The 16,775-nt window shown below is 62.9% G+C and carries 12 protein-coding genes; 5 read left to right on the top strand and 7 right to left on the bottom strand.

All coding sequences use genetic code 11. The features are described from left to right. Nucleotides 1-104: 104 nt before the first annotated feature. Nucleotides 105-1,769 (top strand): SurA N-terminal domain-containing protein, encoded by a 1,665-nt coding sequence (locus tag AC4DF4_RS07215; RefSeq protein WP_490047441.1) that lies wholly within the window; start codon nucleotides 105-107, stop codon nucleotides 1,767-1,769. A gap of 37 nt (nucleotides 1,770-1,806) precedes the next feature. Beyond that, entirely contained in the window at nucleotides 1,807-2,139 is a 333-nt protein-coding gene (locus tag AC4DF4_RS07210; RefSeq protein ID WP_490047440.1) for a tetratricopeptide repeat protein, read from the top strand. Between the two features lie 169 nt (nucleotides 2,140-2,308). Here the strand turns inward: AC4DF4_RS07210 and AC4DF4_RS07205 are convergent, their stop codons facing one another. Next, nucleotides 2,309-3,478 (bottom strand): hypothetical protein, encoded by a 1,170-nt coding sequence (locus AC4DF4_RS07205; protein ID WP_490047439.1) that lies wholly within the window; start codon nucleotides 3,476-3,478, stop codon nucleotides 2,309-2,311. Between the two features lie 199 nt (nucleotides 3,479-3,677). Between AC4DF4_RS07205 and AC4DF4_RS07200 the strand changes: the two genes are divergently transcribed. Beyond that, a complete protein-coding gene (locus AC4DF4_RS07200; RefSeq protein ID WP_490047438.1) occupies nucleotides 3,678-5,405 on the top strand; it encodes a class I tRNA ligase family protein in 1,728 nt (575 codons plus the stop codon). A gap of 8 nt (nucleotides 5,406-5,413) precedes the next feature. Here AC4DF4_RS07200 and AC4DF4_RS07195 read toward each other — a convergent pair whose 3' ends face one another. The 5 genes from AC4DF4_RS07195 to AC4DF4_RS07175 all read right to left on the bottom strand — a co-directional run bounded on the left by AC4DF4_RS07195 (nucleotide 5,414) and on the right by AC4DF4_RS07175 (nucleotide 12,822). Continuing rightward, the gene (locus tag AC4DF4_RS07195) at nucleotides 5,414-5,656 is read right to left on the bottom strand and encodes a VF530 family protein (RefSeq protein WP_490047437.1); all 243 of its coding nucleotides are present in this window, start codon (nucleotides 5,654-5,656) and stop codon (nucleotides 5,414-5,416) included. Between the two features lie 11 nt (nucleotides 5,657-5,667). Next, the gene (gene ilvD / locus AC4DF4_RS07190; RefSeq protein WP_490047436.1) at nucleotides 5,668-7,368 is read right to left on the bottom strand and encodes a dihydroxy-acid dehydratase; all 1,701 of its coding nucleotides are present in this window, start codon (nucleotides 7,366-7,368) and stop codon (nucleotides 5,668-5,670) included. 299 nt (nucleotides 7,369-7,667) lie between these two features. Next, nucleotides 7,668-8,168: a hypothetical protein gene (locus AC4DF4_RS07185; RefSeq protein WP_490047435.1), complete on the bottom strand. Its 501-nt coding sequence runs from the start codon at nucleotides 8,166-8,168 to the stop codon at nucleotides 7,668-7,670. Between the two features lie 248 nt (nucleotides 8,169-8,416). Further along, on the bottom strand, nucleotides 8,417-10,972 hold the full coding sequence (gene cphA, locus AC4DF4_RS07180; protein WP_490047434.1) for a cyanophycin synthetase: 2,556 nt from the start codon (nucleotides 10,970-10,972) through the stop codon (nucleotides 8,417-8,419). Beyond that, complete coding sequence (locus AC4DF4_RS07175; protein WP_490047433.1) at nucleotides 10,969-12,822, bottom strand: cyanophycin synthetase family protein; 1,854 nt, start codon at nucleotides 12,820-12,822, stop codon at nucleotides 10,969-10,971. The genes cphA and AC4DF4_RS07175 overlap by 4 nt, the downstream gene beginning before the upstream one ends. Before the next feature lie 182 nt (nucleotides 12,823-13,004). Here AC4DF4_RS07175 and AC4DF4_RS07170 point away from each other — a divergent pair, with 182 nt between their 5' ends. Next, nucleotides 13,005-15,317 (top strand): cyanophycin metabolism-associated ABC transporter, encoded by a 2,313-nt coding sequence (locus AC4DF4_RS07170; protein WP_490047432.1) that lies wholly within the window; start codon nucleotides 13,005-13,007, stop codon nucleotides 15,315-15,317. 5 nt (nucleotides 15,318-15,322) lie between these two features. Continuing rightward, nucleotides 15,323-15,790 carry a cyanophycin metabolism-associated DUF1854 family protein gene (locus AC4DF4_RS07165; RefSeq protein WP_490047431.1) on the top strand — a complete coding sequence of 156 codons (468 nt, stop codon included), beginning with the start codon at nucleotides 15,323-15,325 and terminating at the stop codon, nucleotides 15,788-15,790. A 385-nt stretch (nucleotides 15,791-16,175) separates the two neighbouring features. On the opposite strand, the gene AC4DF4_RS07160 is transcribed toward AC4DF4_RS07165, so the two are convergent. Next, on the bottom strand, nucleotides 16,176-16,775 hold a 600-nt coding region (locus AC4DF4_RS07160; RefSeq protein WP_490047430.1), incomplete at its 5' end, for a hypothetical protein.

Genomic DNA, 16,775 nt, shown 5'->3' with positions numbered 1-16,775 from the left:
CTTGATGGAGAGACTCAGCGCCCCGGCAGCGAATTACCATTGATGCCGCCGGAATCACCCTCTTTACTCCCCGCGCCTCCAGCAACGGCAAGCCCTACCATTTCATGATTGAGAATATCCGCAAATACACCGGCCTGATGATCGTGGTCTTCGTGATCCTGTTCATCAGCTTCTTCTTCCTCGATTCGAGTTCCGTCCGGAACATGGGCGGAGGCCACCCGATCCTCAAAATCGCCGGCCGCACCTACAACGACAAGGAGTTCCGCAGCCTCGGCACCGGCTCCTTCGAGCTCACTTCCACCCTCGCACGCTCCGGCGACTTCGGGCTCTATCAATTCCTGATGGGCCTCTCCACCGGCGCGACCAGCCAGGACGACGCCGCGGAGAAATTCTTCGTCGGCCGGATGATCCTCCGCCAGGCGAAAGAGGAATTCGGCGTTTATCCGGGCGAAGAGGAGATCTCCGCCTACCTCAAGACCCTCCGCGTCTTCGCCGGACCCGATAAGAAATTCGATCCGGAAACCTACCGGAACTTCATCGAAAAAGGCATGGGCCGCCTCGGCATGACCGAAAAGGACCTGCGCGAACTCGCATCCGACGTGCTCGCCTCCAAGAAAATCGACGCCATCATCGGCTCCGGACTCAGCCCGGACCGTGACGCCGTGGCCAAGAACCTCGCCTTGGAAAAGCAACAGATCACCGGCGAGGTCGCCAAGCTCGAGCTCACTCCGTTCGAAGAGAAAATCCAACCGACGGAAGAAGAGATCAAGAAATACTGGGAGACCATCTCCGACTCGTTCACCACCGAGCCGCGCCGCAAGTTCACCTACATCGTCGCCACGCCGACCCTGCCGGAGGAAGTCAAGGCCGATGAAGCGCCCGAATCCATCGCCGATGCCGCCGCCAGCGACGAGGTGAAGAAGGCCGCCGCCAAGAAAAAGGAAGAAGAGAAAGCAAAACGCGCCGCCGAGCTCGCCGATACCCGCCGCAAAAAGCAGCTCGAAACCGACGCCCTCGTCGATGATTTCCTCTTCAAGCTTGAAGAACAAAAAGGCGCCGGCTTCGAAGAACTCGCCAAGGCTAACGGCTGGGAAGTCAAAACCACCGAGCTCTTCCCGCGCAGCGCGTCTCCCAAGGATCTCGATGTGAGTCTCCGCTCCTCCAGCCGCGGCGGCAAGGCCGTCGACGCGCTTTTCCTCATCAAGGAAACCTCCGATCCGTTCTCTAAAATCTCCGAGGCCATTGCCGTCGGCGAAAACCAATGGATCGTCGCCCGCATCGACGGCGAGGAGAAATCCCGGCCGAAAACCTACGAGGAAGCCCGCGCCGACGCTCGCGCCCAATACATTTCCGAAAAGGCCGCCGAAGCCATGAAGACCGCGGCCAATGAAGCCGTCACCAAGATCAAGACCTCGATGGCCGCCGGGAAATCCTTCGCCGATGCCGCCAAGGACGCCGGGATCTCCACAACCAAGGCGTTTTCCGCCATCATCAGCACCTACAAGCCGGACGGAGCCAGCGAGCCCGCCAACCTCTTTGAAGCCGCCCGCAACGTCGATCCCGGCTCTATCGCCGAGGTTATCACGGAATCGGACCGCGCCTTCGTCCTCCACGTCGCCAAGCGCGAGGTCGTCAAGGAACCCAACGCCGCCGCCCGCATCGACAGCGAGGTCACCGCCCGGACTAACGAAAACGAGACCGTCGCCTTCACCTCCTGGATCACCGCCCGCACCGAGGCCGCCAAGGTCGAGCAGCTCTACAAAAAGTGACCGTGGTGGCGATCACCGGTCGCCGCGTCCATCTTCCATGCCTGAAGACCTCCAGGACCTCTTCGACGATGCCAACGGCCACCTCGCCGTCGGCGAGTTCGAAGAAGCCATCGCGCTCTATCGAAACTGCGTCGCGCTCGATCCCGGGTTTTTCGACGGCTGGCACGCCCTCGGCATGGCGCTCCTCAAGACGGGCCACGTCAAGGAAGCCATCGGCTGCGGCCTCCAATCCGTCACCCTCCAGCCCAACGACCTGCTCGCCTGGACGAGCCTCTCCCAGATGTATGTCCGCGACGGCAACATCCCCGAGGCCGAGGCCGCCAAAGGCAACGCCCGCATCCTCTCGCTCGGCGGGAAGATTGTTAAATGATCGAAGGAAAGCCCGGGAAGAGTTTGGTCATTGAGCGTGGGCGTCCCACCCAAATTCCCGTTTCATCGTGCGGGCCGGAAGACACCGTTGGCTAGACGCCAGCACTCCTGGATTCTCGAGTCCGCGGCACCATTTGATGCAGCGCCCGTCATGGGCAGGATGCCTGAACCTATGGCGCGGCTTCGAGCTTGCCGACGCGCAGGGTGTATCCGGTTGGTTTTTCGAGGCGTCCCAGGAGCACGGCGTTTTGATCGGCGGCTGCAATCAACGCGTTGACGTGGTCGATGTGGGAGCCGACGCGGGGGCCGTTACCCGGAGCAGTGGTGAGAATCATCCATAGGTGCGGCACGCTTTTCAGAAGCAGGAATGTCGCCGTGCCGGAGTCACCGTCCCAAACCTGATAGTTCCAGTCAGCAAAGGGGCCGCGCTCGGGCCTGGAGTTCGCGGGGTCCCGGTTGTCCTTGATATAACACATGCGCTGGTGTTTCCGGGGGTATTTCGCGATCGGCTCGGGTGGCTCGGAGTTGGTGGGGCGAGTGGTTCCCTGGCTGACACCGATGAATGCGAATGGCTGGTTCTCCTGGTTCGCCCACTTCATCGCGGCGGACACGTCGCCATCGCTGACGTTTGGGAATACCGGCAGCACTTTCAAACCCTCCGCCTCAAGATCGCGGTCCAGCACGGCGACGCAGAGATCCACCGATTCGAGGTCTGGCAGCAAGGACGTGCCGAAACTTTGCGCCTGATGGAGCTGCGTGCTTTCCACCAGCCTGCCAGCGGTCGTCAGGAACCGGTGGACGGGCGAGGGGCGGTTGGGATTGGGGCCCCATGTCTGATGGGCATGGGGGTGGGCGTGAGCACAGAAAAGCAGGTGCCTCGGGGTGATCAAAACACCACCATAGGATTCCTGGGCGAAATCATTGTAGAGCGCGACGCCGGTGAGGTGGCTGACCAGATTCTGTGCCCAGAGATCGGGGTTGCGGGTGTAGGTTTTCGCCTCGTGGTCGAATGAGGCGTAAAGATTCATGCCCGCCGCGCCGTTGGGCATCCCCTCCTTCTTCATTACGCCGTTCACCAAGCGGTGGGTGAGGCGGCGGGTGAGCGCATCGTTCTGGGCCTTCAGAACGGCGATCAGTGCCTGACCCTGAGTCTCATCTTGCGGCTTTTCCGCTGCGGGAGGCTTGTCGGGCGTGGGCGCGGGCGTGGGAGTGGGCGCGGGCGTGGGAGTGGGAGTGGGAGTGGGAACCGGTGCGGGTGCGGGCTCTTGAGTTGGCGGGTTCTTCGGGACCACGCGCGGGCGCGGCGTCCTGGCAGAGGCGGGCGACACCAGGAATGCCATGGTGACCAGAAACACGAAAAGCGCCACCCTGCGCGCCGATTTCAGGATCAGGCGCCCGATCCATCGTCTGTCACGGGACGCGACAGTCGTATCGGTCTCCGCAGCACCCTCCTCTTGCCGGTTCATAAGATTGTTTTAGCGGCTTCCGGTCGCTTCACAACAGGCAATCAGCCCAACCAGAAGCATTTTCGGGAGATTGATGCCCGCCTCGAATGGACAACCCGAGTCGCCAGGGCGGTTCAAGAAGGGATGCTTCATGGTTCGATGGTGTATCCGACGACGCCTTGCACTCCGCCTTGCACACTCCGGTCCGCTCTGCTTTTCTCCGCCTCCCGCTTTCACACATTCCTCTCCCATGTTCTACCTCACCACCGCCATCGACTACACCAACGGCTCGCCCCACATCGGCCATGCCTATGAAAAGGTCCTCGCCGACGTGATCGCCCGTTACCGCCGGCTCCGCGGCGATGAGGTGTATTTCCTCACCGGCGTGGACCAGCACGGCCAGAAAGTCCAACAGACGGCGGAAAAGGAAGGGATTTCCCCCGAGGAATTCGTCAAACGCACAACCCGTAAATTCTCCGCCCTCTGGGAGAAGCTCGACGTGAAATACGACGGCTGGGCCGAGACCATCGACGAGCGCCACAAGGCCTGCGTCCGCGGGATCCTCACCGAGCTCAAGGAGCAAGGCCAACTCTACAAGAAAGCCCACGCCGGCCACTACTCGGTCCGCCAGGAGCAGTTCCTCCAGGAGCGCGACCGCGACGAGGCCGGAAACTTCGGCCCCGAGTGGGGCGAGGTCGTCGAGATCGAGGAGGAGAACTGGTATTTCAAACTCAGCGAGCACACCGACTGGCTGAAGGATTTCATCGAGAGCAACCCGGAGGTCATCATCCCCGCCTTCCGCAAAGCCGAGCTGCTCAACGCGCTGGAGAAGAACTCCGGCATCGACCTCTGCATCTCCCGCCCGAAGGAGCGCCTGCAATGGGGCATCGAGTTTCCCTTCGACGGGAATTTCGTCACCTACGTCTGGTTCGACGCGCTCATCAACTACATCTCGTTCGCCGGCTATCAGGCCGCGCCGGACGCGGGCCTGCCGGATTTCGCCAAGCTCTGGCCCGCCGACAGCCGCCCGGTCCACATCATCGGCAAGGACATCCTGATCCCCGCCCACGGCATTTACTGGCTCTGCATGCTCCACGCCATGGGCTTCGCGGACGCGCAGATGCCGCGCCTCCTCGTCCACGGCTGGTGGAACATCCGCGGCGAGAAAATGGCCAAGTCCACCGGCAACGTCGTCGATCCTAACGAACTTGCGGACAAGTTCGGCGTCGAGGCCGTCCGTTACTACCTCGTCCGCGACATCGTCACCGGCAAGGATTCGGACTTCGACATGGACCGGCTGATCATGCTCTTCAACACCGAGCTGGCCAACGAGCTCGGCAACCTCTGCAACCGCGCGCTCAACATGAGCCAGCGCTTCACCGCGGGCGTGCTCCAGCACGGCGGCCCGCTCACCGAGGACGACACCGCGCTGCAAGCCTCCCTGAAGGAATCCATCGCCGCCTACCAAACGGCGATGGATGAGTTCGACGTCTCCAAAGGCCTCGAGGCGCTCAGCCGCCACATCGTCCACTGCAACCAATACGCCGAGCGGATGAAGCCATGGGAGCTCAACAAGAACCCGGAGAACAAGGAGCGCCTCACCACCGTCCTCTATCATCTGGCGGAAAGCGTCGCCCACGCCACCGTCCTGCTCTCCCCCGTCCTGCCGGACGCCGCCGCCAAACTCGCCGGCCAGCTCAACCTCCCCGCCCTCACCCACTTCAAGCTAACGGACCTTCACTGGGGCCTGCTGCCGGACGGCCACGTCATCGAAAAGCCAAGCCCGGTCTTCCCGCGCATCGTCGCCGAGGCCGAGGCTTGAGCGCTTCTTCAGGACGTCGAGCGGTCACGGAGGGCGTCATAGACATACCAGTCCTCCAGCTTCTTGCGCGCCCATGGGTTTTTCCGCAGAAACGTCAGGCTCGATTTGATCGTCGGGTCGAACATGAAGCAGCGGATCGGAATTTGATCCGCCATCCGCTCCCAACCGTGACGGTCCACCACCGCCCGCAGCACCGTCTCCAAGGTGACGCCGTGCAGGGGATCGTTAGGGTGGGAAGGAGGGAGTGGCATCGGTGTCGTTCTCACAGATACTTGTCGGTCACCGCGCCTTCGCTGGCGGTGGAGACGAGCTTGGCGTATTTGGCGAGCACGCCGTGGGTGTAGCGCGGCGCGGGCTGGGTCCAGGCGGCTTTGCGTTTGGCGATTTCCTCGTCGGAAATGTTCACGTCGATGCGGTTGGTGACGGCGTCGATGGTGATAGAATCGCCTTCCTCGAGGATGCCGATGGTACCGCCGAGGAACGCTTCCGGGGTGATGTGGCCGACCACGAATCCGTGGCTGCCGCCGGAGAAGCGGCCGTCGGTGATGAGCGCGACGTCCTTGCCGAGGCCCATGCCCATGACGGCGCTGGTGGGTCCGAGCATTTCACGCATGCCGGGTCCGCCTTTCGGGCCTTCCATGCGGATGACGATCACGTCGCCCTTGACGATTTCCTTGCCGAGAATGGCCTTCATGGCGCAATCCTCCGAATTGAAGACGCGGGCGCGGCCGGTGAAGAGTTCGCCTTCCTTGCCGGAGATTTTCGCGACCGCGCCGCCTTCGGCTAGATTGCCGTAAAGCACGCGGAGGTGGCTGTCCTTTTTGATAGGATTGGATAGAGGGCGGATGATTTCCTGGCCGGCGGGATACGGCGTGCAGAATTTCTCGATGTTCTCGGCCATCGTGCGGCCGGTGACGGTCATGCAATCGCCGTGGAGCAGGCCGCCATCGAGCAGGATTTTCATCAGCGGCACGGTGCCGCCGATGGCGACGAGGTCGGACATGGCGAACTTGCCGGACGGCTTCAAGTCTGCGAGGACGGGGACGTTTTTGCCGATGCGCTCGAAGTCATCGATGGTGATGTCCACGCCCGCCGAGTGGGCGATGGCGGGGATGTGAAGGGCGGCGTTCGTCGAGCCGCCGAGCGCGATGAGCACGGTGATGGCGTTCTCAAAAGCCTTCTTGGTAAGGATGTCGCGCGGCTTGATGCCGAGCTTGAGGAGGTTGAGAACGGCGGCACCGGCATCGAAGCAGTCGCGCATCTTGTCGTCGGAAATGGCGTTCTGGGCGGAGCTGTTGGGCAGCGACATGCCGAGCGCTTCGATCGCGCTGGCCATCGTGTTAGCCGTGTACATCCCGCCGCAGGAGCCGGCACCGGGGATGGCGCAGGCCTCGACGGTTTCGAGCTCCTCGTCGGTGTATTCGCCGTTCGCGTGTTTGCCCACGGCTTCGAAGACGGAAACGATGTCGAGGTCCTTTTGCTCGCCCTTGATGGTGGCGCAGCCGGGAAGGATGGTGCCGCCGTACACGAAGACGGACGCGCGGTTCATGCGGGCCATGGCCATCAGGCAGCCGGGCATGTTCTTGTCGCAGCCGCCGATCGCGACGAAGCCGTCCATGCCTTCGCAGCCGACCACCGTTTCGATGGAGTCGGCGATCACTTCGCGGGAAACGAGCGAGTATTTCATCCCCTCGGTGCCCATCGAAATCCCGTCGGAAATCGTGATGGTATTGAAGATGATCCCCTTCCCTCCCGCGGCATCCACGCCCTTGGCGGACTCGATGGCGAGCTTGTCGATGTGGATGTTGCACGGCGTGACCTGGCTCCAAGTGGAGGCGATGCCGATCTGGGGCTTGGTGAAATCGTCTTTTTTGAAGCCGACGGCGTAAAGCATCGCGCGGCTGGGCGCGCGGTCGGGGCCGTCAACAAGCGGACTGGAGAATGGGCGGGTGGTGTCGTTCATCGCGGGCGGAGCATCCTGCGGATGAGGGGGCCGCGTCAAGACATGGCGAACGCGTGGATCAATCCCATGAGCCACGCGCCGCGCCACCCGGGAAACAACGGATCCGGGCGGCGCGACATTCCCCCGTTACTCGCCCCGGGGCGGACTGGAGGGCGGGATCAAGGTTCCTTTCTTTTGCATGGACCCGAATGGGGAAGACCAGACGGATACCGCTTGATTGGCCCACTGGTTTCAAAAAAGCATTTCCAGGCGACCCAACGATGTAACGGGAAGCATGCCGTCTTCCGCGCCTTCCCTTTTCAGTGCCTATACCAATCCACCCAGGTGACGGTGCATTCTTTTTTGAGCAGTCCCATGGCTTTCGGCAGAAAAACGATCTGCACGTCCTGGCCGACAACGTTCACTTCAAAATACTCGCGCGCCCTCACCTCCGCCCTGCCAGGCGTGGCGTTGAAGCGGATTTCCTCGGAGGCAAGTTTCAACCCGGTCGTCACGCTCCGGTCGGGCGCTTGCAGGGTGAACCCCTCCAGCATCGGCGGCATGCCTGGCGAGGTGCGGATCAGCATCACCAATTTGTCGGGCGGTTTGCCGGCGAGCGGACGTATCTTGACCGTCGCGATCTCGGCGTCGAAGCGATAGCCGGGCAGCTTCGGATCATAAACCGGCGCGATCTCCGCGGCGGGAAGCCGCTTCACGAAGGTCACCTCGAAGGGATGGGTGGATTTTCCGGTTTCGCCCCCTTCAGCGAAGGCTGAAACTACCGCAATCAGTATCCAGAAACATGGGAGGACGTTCTTCATTTCTTTGCATCCTACGCGGCCTGCAATCCGGGTCCAACCCTCATTTTCCGGCTCTGCGGACCGATCCGACGGCGGTTCCGGGCCGGATCGATGAGTTTTCCGATAGGCAGGGAAATGAAGGTGGCCGGCGAATGCTCGCGACCGCAACACCCGTGCGCGAGCAATTCGCGGGAATCGCTGATACCGCATGGATGTGTGGTGGCAACATCGCGGTCAAACACGCGAATATGGCCGCTGTGCACCCGCGCTCAAGCTTCCGCATTGCGCATGGCGATGTGGGCGAGGGCCTCGTCGATGCGGTCGATGAGGATCAGACACAGGTCGCCGGCCTGGAGGCGGGAGAGGGCGGTGTCGATCGCCAGCATCTCGCCGCGGATCTCCTCGGTGCGGGTGGTGCGGCGGGCGTTGGTCAGGCCGTCGCGCAACAAGGCCATCACCTCGCCGTCGGCGCGGCCGCGCTGGCAGTCATCCTGATAGAGGATCACCTCGTCGAAGGCCTCGCCGAGGATTTCCGTCTGCAAGCGGATGTCGCAATCGCGGCGGTCGCCGGCACCGCTGATGACAACGATGCGGCGGTTGGAGGGCATGCTCTCGACGGCTTGGACCAGCGCCAGGATGGCGTCCGGATTGTGGCCGTAATCGGCGATGAGGGTGGCGCCACGATGAGCAAAGACATTGAAGCGACCGGGCGCGGTGGCTGCATCGTTGACAAAAGTGGCCAAGCCGCGGCGGATCTTCTCCCATGAGATGCCAAGCCCCCAGGCGGCGGCGATGGCGGCCATCGAGTTCTCGACTTGAAACTTGATGGTGCCGTTGCGGGTGAGGGGGATGTTGCTCAGCGACACGCGGTAGCGGAGTTTGCCTTTCGCCCCGACGATCGCGTCGCCATCGACGAACACGCCGCGCTTGCCTTGGGCGAGGTGATTGGCGAGCACGCGTTCGTGGCGGTCATGGGCGAAGAAGGTGATGGAACCCGGGCAGGCATCGGCCATGCCCGCGACGATCGGGTCGGCGGCATTCAGCACGGCCACGCCATGGGGGGCGACGCTGTGGACGATGACACGCTTGACCACCGCGAGGTCTTCGACGGTGCTGATGTAATTGAGGCCGAGGTGATCGCCCATGCCGATGTTGGTGATCACGGCGATGTCGCAATGGTCAAAGCCGAGGCCTTCGCGCAGGATGCCGCCCCGCGCGGTTTCCAACACGGCGGCGTCCACATCGGGATGGAACAGCACGTTGCGGGCGCTGCGCGGGCCGCTGCAATCGCCAGTGTCGATGCGCTGGTTGGTGATGTAAACGCCGTCGGAATTGGTCATGCCCACGCGTTTGCCGGCAAGGCCTAGCAGGTGGGCGATCAGGCGCACGGTGGTGGTTTTGCCGTTGGTGCCGGCCACGGCGACGACCGGGATGCGGCCATTCTCGCGCTCGTCGAACATGGTGGAAACCACCGCCTCGCCCACCGGGCGGCCTTTGCCAAACGAGGGCTGGAGATGCATGCGAAGACCGGGCGCGGCATTGACCTCGATCACTCCGCCCGACTGGTTTTCCAAGGGAGTGAGCACACTTTCGCACACCACATCGACACCGCACAGATCGAGTCCCACCATTTGCGCCGCCGAGACGGCGCGCGCCGCGATTTCCGGATGGACGTCGTCGGTGACATCGGTGGCGGTGCCGCCGGTGCTGAGATTGGCATTGTTGCGCAGAAGCACCCGCGCGCCCTTGCGCGGGACCGAGCCGGCATCGAAGTGCTGGTGGGCGAGCGTGGCGAGGGCGATTTCATCCAGATGGATTTTGGTCAGGGATGTGGCGTGACCATCGCTGCGCCGCGGGTCGCTGTTGACCTCTTCCACGAGTTCCAGAATGGTGTGTTCGCCATCGCCAATCACATAGGGCGGTTCGCGGCGCGCGGCGGCGACAAGGCGGTTCCCGATCACTAGCAGACGGAAATCCTGGCCGGGCAGGTACTGTTCCACCATGACATTGGAACTGACTTCATGCGCGGCGGCGTAACCGGCTAACACATCTTCGCAGGACTCAACATTGGCGGCCACGCCCTTGCCTTGGTTGCCATCGCGGGGTTTGATGACCACCGGACCTCCGAGTTCGCAGGCGGCGGCCCAGGCATCTTCGGCATCGGTGACCGGGCGGCCCTTGGGCACCGGCACGCCGGCCGCCTCCAGCAAGTGTTTGGTCAGTTCCTTGTCTTGGGCGATCGATTCCGCGATTGCGCTGGTGCTGTCCATTTCCGCGGCCTGGATGCGCCGCTGTTTGCTGCCCCAGCCGAACTGCACCAGACTTCCTTCGGTGAGCCTGCGGTATGGAATGCCACGGGCGACGGCGGCGGCGACGATGGCACCGGTGCTCGGGCCGAGTCGGACATCCTCGTCGAGTTCGCGCAGCCGGTTGAGGGCGGACGGCAGGTCGAACGGCAGGTCGTTGAGGGCGGCCGCGCACAATTCCAAGGCCAGCTCGATGGCCAGCCGCCCGACGGCTTCCTCGGTGTACTCAACGATCACCTGATAGACTCCGGGTTCGGGGACGGCGACCGAGCGACTGAAAGCGACCGGACAGCCCACCTGGGCTTGCAGGCCGAGGGCGGCCAACTCCAGCGCGGAAACCAAAGGGGCACCGGGTTGGAACGAGGAGATTTGTGGAAATCGTTCGCGCAGGCGGTCCTCGAAGCCGGGCAGCTGATCCAGGCAGAGTTCCTGCCCGCTGCAACTGACGAGCGCTTGAATCGCGGTGTGGAGGCCCCAAAGGTTGGGCCCTCGCAGCGCCCGGATGTTAAGGATGTTCATGCGGTGTGGGTGATCGGAACAAAGGAGGCGTTGAGTTCGAACGACGGGGCTTGAGCCGGTTCATCGGAAAAGGTCTCGGCACCGGTGCGGATCACATGCAGCGCGATGCCAAGCGCCCAGGCCGCCGAGACGGCAGCCAACACGCAATTCAAGCGATTGCCGGCATGGTCGCCAGCGAGATAGGGAATCTCAGCCAGCGGCAGGAGAGGCGATTCATCGGTTCCGCTGGCCAAGACCAACTGGCCTCCGCGCACGAAAACAGCGCGTCCACCTTGCGCGCGATGTGCGGTCAGCACCGGCAGATCGGCATCAATGGCAAAGTAGATCACCTCGCCATCACACAAAGGGGCCATTTCCACCGCCATCGGATCCGCCGCATGAAGCACTGCCACGCCGCCGGGCAGAACCACGTCCACTTGAGTGCGAAACACTTTGAACACATGCTCGGGCGTCTCGATGTAATATGTCCCGTAATGCTTCTCCGGCTCGATACCGGTAACCAAGGCGACTTGGCAGCGGTCATAGGCCAGGCCCTGGCCCAGAATCACCTCCGCGCTGTTTTCCAACACGGCGGCTTCCACCGCGCGGTTCATCAACACTTGGGTGCTGCGGCGCCACGTGCCGCAATCCCCCGACTCCACCTTGCGGCGGTCGAGAAACAGGCCATCGCCACAGGCCAGGCCGGTGAATTTCCCGGAGAGTCGTAAAAACTCCGTCACCCACTGTGCGACCTCCGTGGTTCCGCTGGAACCCGTGATGCCCACCACCGGAATGCGCCCGGAATCTCCGTTAGGAAACAAGTGGTCGACGATGGCGCGGCCAACCGGACGCGGTTCGCCCGAAGCCGGGTGCAGGTGCGGGACCAATGCGGGAGCCTCATGCACTCCGGCAATCGCTCCGCCTTGAGCGGCCAACGGGCGGGCAATGTCGTCCGCCAAAACGTCCACTCCCGCGATGTCGAGACCGACCACCCGCACGGCCAAACAGGCCGCGGTCGCCGTCGACGGATGGACTTGATTGGTAACGTCCGCCGCGCCGCCATCCTCATCCATGCGGGCCGCGGCCACCAAGGTGCCGCCCAGCACGAGCAATCGGTATCGCCCGCGCCCTTCCGGTTCCGCCCTGTCCTCATCGGGGTCCACGATTGGCAGGCCGCACGAACCTAACAAACCGGCGCTCAGTTCGGGATCCCGGGCGATGCCTTGGGCGATGGCGCTGGTGCGGTCGCTCTGGGCGGCCCAGATCCGCCGTTGGCGCGAGCCGTAGCCGAGTTGAATGAGGTTGTCGGCGGACAAGCGGATCGCGGGAATGCCGCGCTCTTTGGCGGTGGCGGCATCGACGATGCAGGCGGTGTTAGGCCCTGGAAGATGTTTGACGGCGATTTCTCGCAGGCGTTCATGAGTAGCGACCATGTCGAAAGGCTTATCCTCGATGGCTGCCATCACCAAATCCCGTGCCGCATGAAGGCAGGCGCGGGTGACATCCTCATGCCAAGCTTGCACCACCACCTTGTAAACCCCGCGCACACCGGTTTCACGGGCCCTGCCGAAGCCGCCGGGCATGCCTGCGAGATTCTGGAGTTCCAGCGTGACGTGTTCGAGGATGTGTGCCGGCCAGGTTCCCTCCTGCAAGCGCCGCACAAACCCGCCCGCTTCGCCATAACTGCAGCGGTGCTCGGACAAGGTTGGCAGCCATGCGCACAGCCGTTCCACAAAGCCGGGGATCGTATTGGACGGGCATTCTTCGAGTTCGCCGATATCCACCCACGCCTCCAGCACGGGCCGGTAGGTCCAGAGGTTGGGGCCACGAAGGGAAAGAAAATTGAGAAACCGGATGTCTTTGCGTGTCATGAAACCGAGGTCCCGCGTTGCGGTAACAAGCCGCTTTCTTTCCGGTTCCCGCCACCAAATCAAGCCCCGTATCGAAAATCGACTCAATCGGCCGGACAAATGTGTTGCATGCCCGCCGAAATGGGTCAAAACGCGGCTCAGCTCCGCACGGCGGCTGTGAATACCGAGGCCCCTATTTCCTGATGACGTCAGCCGACCTTTCGAGTTCGCCATCCGCCGCCACCGTCCTAACCGATCCGTGGCGGGGTGAAATTGTCGCCGCGCTTGGCGAAAGGGAATCCGTGATCGCCTGCCTTGAGTTGGACCTGAACCTCGAGCTCCGGTTTGACCTAGGCGTCGTCGTCCTAACGGACTACGGGCTGCTCGCCAAGGCCGCGGGCGATGCGGCGTGGCGGCGCTGGGGGTTCCGCCCCGGGTTGCAGTTGGAACACCGTGATCACACGGGAGTCGGCACCTTGGACCTGCGGGACGAAAACGGCTTGCTGGCCCGCTGGCGTCATACTCTCGGCCGGGACGCGGCGGTGCGGCGGCTCATCGTGCAATTCCAAGAGCATCTGAGGGCCATGGTGGACAACCGGCCGGCGGTTCCGCCGCCGCATGCCATGTGCCCCATCTGTGAGAACCCGATCCCGGCCGGGCAGGAGGAGTGTCCCGCGTGCGCGAAGACCGTCCATGCGCCGCCGTCGCCGTGGACGCTGCTCCGGCTGTGGCGCTTCGCCAAACCCTACACCCGCCCCTTGCTGGCGGGTTTTGTCCTCACGCTGCTGGCCACCGCCGCCACCCTCGTGCCGCCCTATCTGACCATGCCGCTGATGGACCGGGTCCTGATCCCGTTTCAAAACGGCGTGCCCATCGACACCACTCTGGTGATGATGCTGCTAGGCGGACTGGTCGCCTCGGCATTCCTCGCCTGGATTCTCGACTGGGCCAAAACCTATCTGCTCGCCCTGATCAGCGAGCGCATCGGCTCCGACCTCCGCACCACCACCTACGAGCACCTGCAGGGGCTCTCGCTGGAATACTTCGGCGGCAAGCGCACCGGCGACCTGATGGCCCGCATCTCCTCGGGCAGCGACCGGATCTGCGTGTTCATCTCCTCTCATCTGTTGGATTTCGTGACCGACCTGCTGATGATCCTGATGACGTCGGCGATTCTGCTTTCGATCAACCCGTGGCTGGCCCTGGTGACCCTGGCGCCGCTGCCGCTCATCGCGTGGTTGATTCACGTGGTGCGGAACAAGCTTCATCATGGTTTCGACCAGGTCTACCGGATCTGGTCGGAGGTCACCAGCGTGCTGGCGGACACGATTCCCGGCATCCGCGTGGTCAAGGCGTTCGCCCAGGAGAAACGCGAGGCGCAGCGCTTCCGCGAGGCCAACGCCCGCAATCTGGCCGTCAACAACCGCGTCAACAAGGTGTGGGCCTTGTTCAACCCGACGGTGACGTTTCTCACCGAGGCGGGCTTGTTAGTCGTCTGGGGTTTCGGGATCTGGCTGGTGTCCAAGAACGAGATCACGGTGGGCGTGCTGGTGGCCTTCCTCGCCTACATCAACCGGTTCTACTCGCGACTCGGCTCGATGAGCCGGATCGTGTCGGTGTCGCAAAAAGCGGCGGCGGGGGCCAAGCGGATCTTTGACATTCTCGACCACGTTTCAAGCGTGCCGGAGCCGTCCCATCCGGTGCATCTCAAGCAGGTGAGCGGCGCGCTCGAACTCCACAACGTGTGTTTCCGCTATGGCACGCGCGGCATCCTGCACGACGTGAACCTAACGATCGCGCCCGGCGAAATGATCGGGCTCGTCGGCCACAGCGGATCGGGCAAGAGCACCCTGGTCAACCTGATCTGCCGCTTCTACGACGTGGCGGAAGGCTCGATCCGCATCGACGGCGTGGACATCCGCTCCCTGCCGGTTTCCGAATACCGGCGCAACATCGGCCTGGTGTTGCAGGAGCCCTTCCTGTTTTTCGGCACGATCGCCGAAAACATCGCCTATGGAAATCCCGAGGCGACGCACGAAGAGATCATCGCCGCGGCCCGCGCGGCCCACGCCCACGAGTTCATCCTGCGCCTGCCGCAGGGTTACGATTCGTTAGTCGGCGAGCGCGGCCAGGCGCTGTCAGGCGGCGAGCGCCAGCGGATTTCGATCGCCCGCGCCTTGCTCATCGATCCGCCGATCCTGATTCTCGACGAGGCCACCTCGTCGGTCGATACCGAGACCGAACTCGAGATCCAGGGCGCGCTCGACAACCTGATCCGCGGCCGCACCACCCTGGCCATCGCCCACCGCCTCTCCACCTTGCGGCGCGCCGACCGCCTGGTCGTGCTCGACCGCGGCGAAGTGGTGGAGGAAGGCAATCACGAGGAACTGCTCGCCAGGAAAGGCGCGTATTTCCGGCTCGAGCGCGCGCAGACGGAATTCCTCAATGGCGGTCCGGCAACGGACGCAATCGAAGAAGGCGTCGATTCCACCATGCCGATTCTCAAGGAGATCTAGCAAACATGACCGGGGATTTCCAACTTCATCGCAACGCCTTCGGACAACTGGTTTTCACCGGTGCCGATGGTATCGAACACGTGGGTGTGGAACCTGCGAGAGCGTTTCCGATCACCTCGCCCGAGGAGGGCATCGCCTTGATGACCCGCGCCGGCAAAGAGGTGGCGTGGATTCCGAGTCTGGACGGGGAGCCGGAGGCAATCCGCCGCCTGATCGAAGAGGAACTGCAAGGCAGGGAATTCATGCCGGTCATCCAGCGGGTTTGCAGCGTCTCCGGCTACGCCACGCCCAGCACCTGGCGCGTCGAGACGGACCGCGGCGACACCACCCTGGTGCTTAATGCCGAGGAGGACATCCGGCGGCTGGCTCCGCCGACGCTGATGATCATGGACAGCCGCGGCATTCAATTCCTGATTCGCAATCCGCTTAACCTCGATGCTGCCAGCCGCAGGATTCTGGATCGGTTTTTGTGAATGCCGAGCGAAACGCCGTGCCGCGGCGGGCCTGGCAGGTCGATGAACCGGCAGAGTCCGTGCGAGGGGCCGGTCGAGGGCTCTGCACCGTTCGGCCTAGCCACATGGCTGACAAGCGCGGAAGTGCGCGGCACCAGATGGCGCAAGCTTGGAGATCGATCCGGGCGGGTCAAGGGAACCTACCCCGGAAATCTCGTTAGCGGGCTCGTCGTGCTGGCGTGATCAGGACGCAGGTCGGTCGGCGCGTCTCAATGACTAAAGGCCTGCCCACGGTCTTCGGATGACTTTCTCCATCACATTTCCACCCCGCCCGGTCTTTTCCACGCAAAAAACGCCGTCCGGCATGACCGGACGGCGTTGCAAGAGGCAACGGGGACGGAAGAACTTACTTCTCGATCTTTTCGGCGGGCTTTTCCCCACCATTCGCGGCGGCTTTCGCTTTCTCGATCTCGGACGGCCAGTATTTGTCGACTCTGCGAGCGAGTTCGCTTTCCGGCGCGACGGCTTTGGCTTCCTCGACGGCTTTCATGGCGTCGTCGAACTTCTTCATGCAGATGAAGGTCCATATCTTCGATTGGATAACCTCCTGCTTGGTCTCGACTTCAAAATCACCTGAAGCAGCCGACTTCTCGATGAAGGCGATGGCGCCTGCAAAGTCCTGCTTGGCCAACAAGCCTTGGAACTCGGTTTGGAAATCGACTAACTTGGCCTTGGCCAGGAGCTTCTTGCCGTAGCCGGTCTCGTCTTTCGGGTCGGCTGCCTTGATTTGGTCAACCACGTCCGGGTAGAACCTCGCGACGACGAGGTCTTCCAACTTCATGTCCGATATGGCATCGAGGGCGGCGACCAGAACCTTGGCCTTGGCCAGCCCTTCCAACTTGGCGGCTTCGGCAAAGGACTTGTCACGGACGTTCTTCTTGGCGCGAAGCTCGTCGAGGTGGGTGACGTATATTTCAGGGCCGCCCTTTTGGAAGCCGGTTTTGGC

The sequence above is a fragment of the Luteolibacter sp. genome (assembly GCF_058122085.1).
The sequence above is the reverse complement of the archived record's forward strand: the minus strand, read 5'-3'. Positions and strand labels throughout refer to the sequence as shown.

Bases quoted from the DNA above. Each gene is read 5' to 3' on its own strand.
- AC4DF4_RS07170 (WP_490047432.1), top strand. From the start codon at position 13,005: ATGACGTCAGCCGACCTTTCGAGTTCGCCATCCGCCGCCACCGTCCTA.
- AC4DF4_RS07210 (WP_490047440.1), top strand. From the start codon at position 1,807: ATGCCTGAAGACCTCCAGGACCTCTTCGACGATGCCAACGGCCACCTC.
- AC4DF4_RS07205 (WP_490047439.1), bottom strand. From the start codon at position 3,478: ATGGCATTCCTGGTGTCGCCCGCCTCTGCCAGGACGCCGCGCCCGCGC.
- AC4DF4_RS07165 (WP_490047431.1), top strand. From the start codon at position 15,323: ATGACCGGGGATTTCCAACTTCATCGCAACGCCTTCGGACAACTGGTT.
- AC4DF4_RS07175 (WP_490047433.1), bottom strand. From the start codon at position 12,822: ATGACACGCAAAGACATCCGGTTTCTCAATTTTCTTTCCCTTCGTGGC.
- cphA (WP_490047434.1), bottom strand. From the start codon at position 10,972: ATGAACATCCTTAACATCCGGGCGCTGCGAGGGCCCAACCTTTGGGGC.
- AC4DF4_RS07185 (WP_490047435.1), bottom strand. From the start codon at position 8,168: ATGAAGAACGTCCTCCCATGTTTCTGGATACTGATTGCGGTAGTTTCA.
- ilvD (WP_490047436.1), bottom strand. From the start codon at position 7,368: ATGAACGACACCACCCGCCCATTCTCCAGTCCGCTTGTTGACGGCCCC.
- AC4DF4_RS07200 (WP_490047438.1), top strand. From the start codon at position 3,678: ATGCCCGCCTCGAATGGACAACCCGAGTCGCCAGGGCGGTTCAAGAAG.
- AC4DF4_RS07215 (WP_490047441.1), top strand. From the start codon at position 105: ATGATTGAGAATATCCGCAAATACACCGGCCTGATGATCGTGGTCTTC.
- AC4DF4_RS07195 (WP_490047437.1), bottom strand. From the start codon at position 5,656: ATGCCACTCCCTCCTTCCCACCCTAACGATCCCCTGCACGGCGTCACC.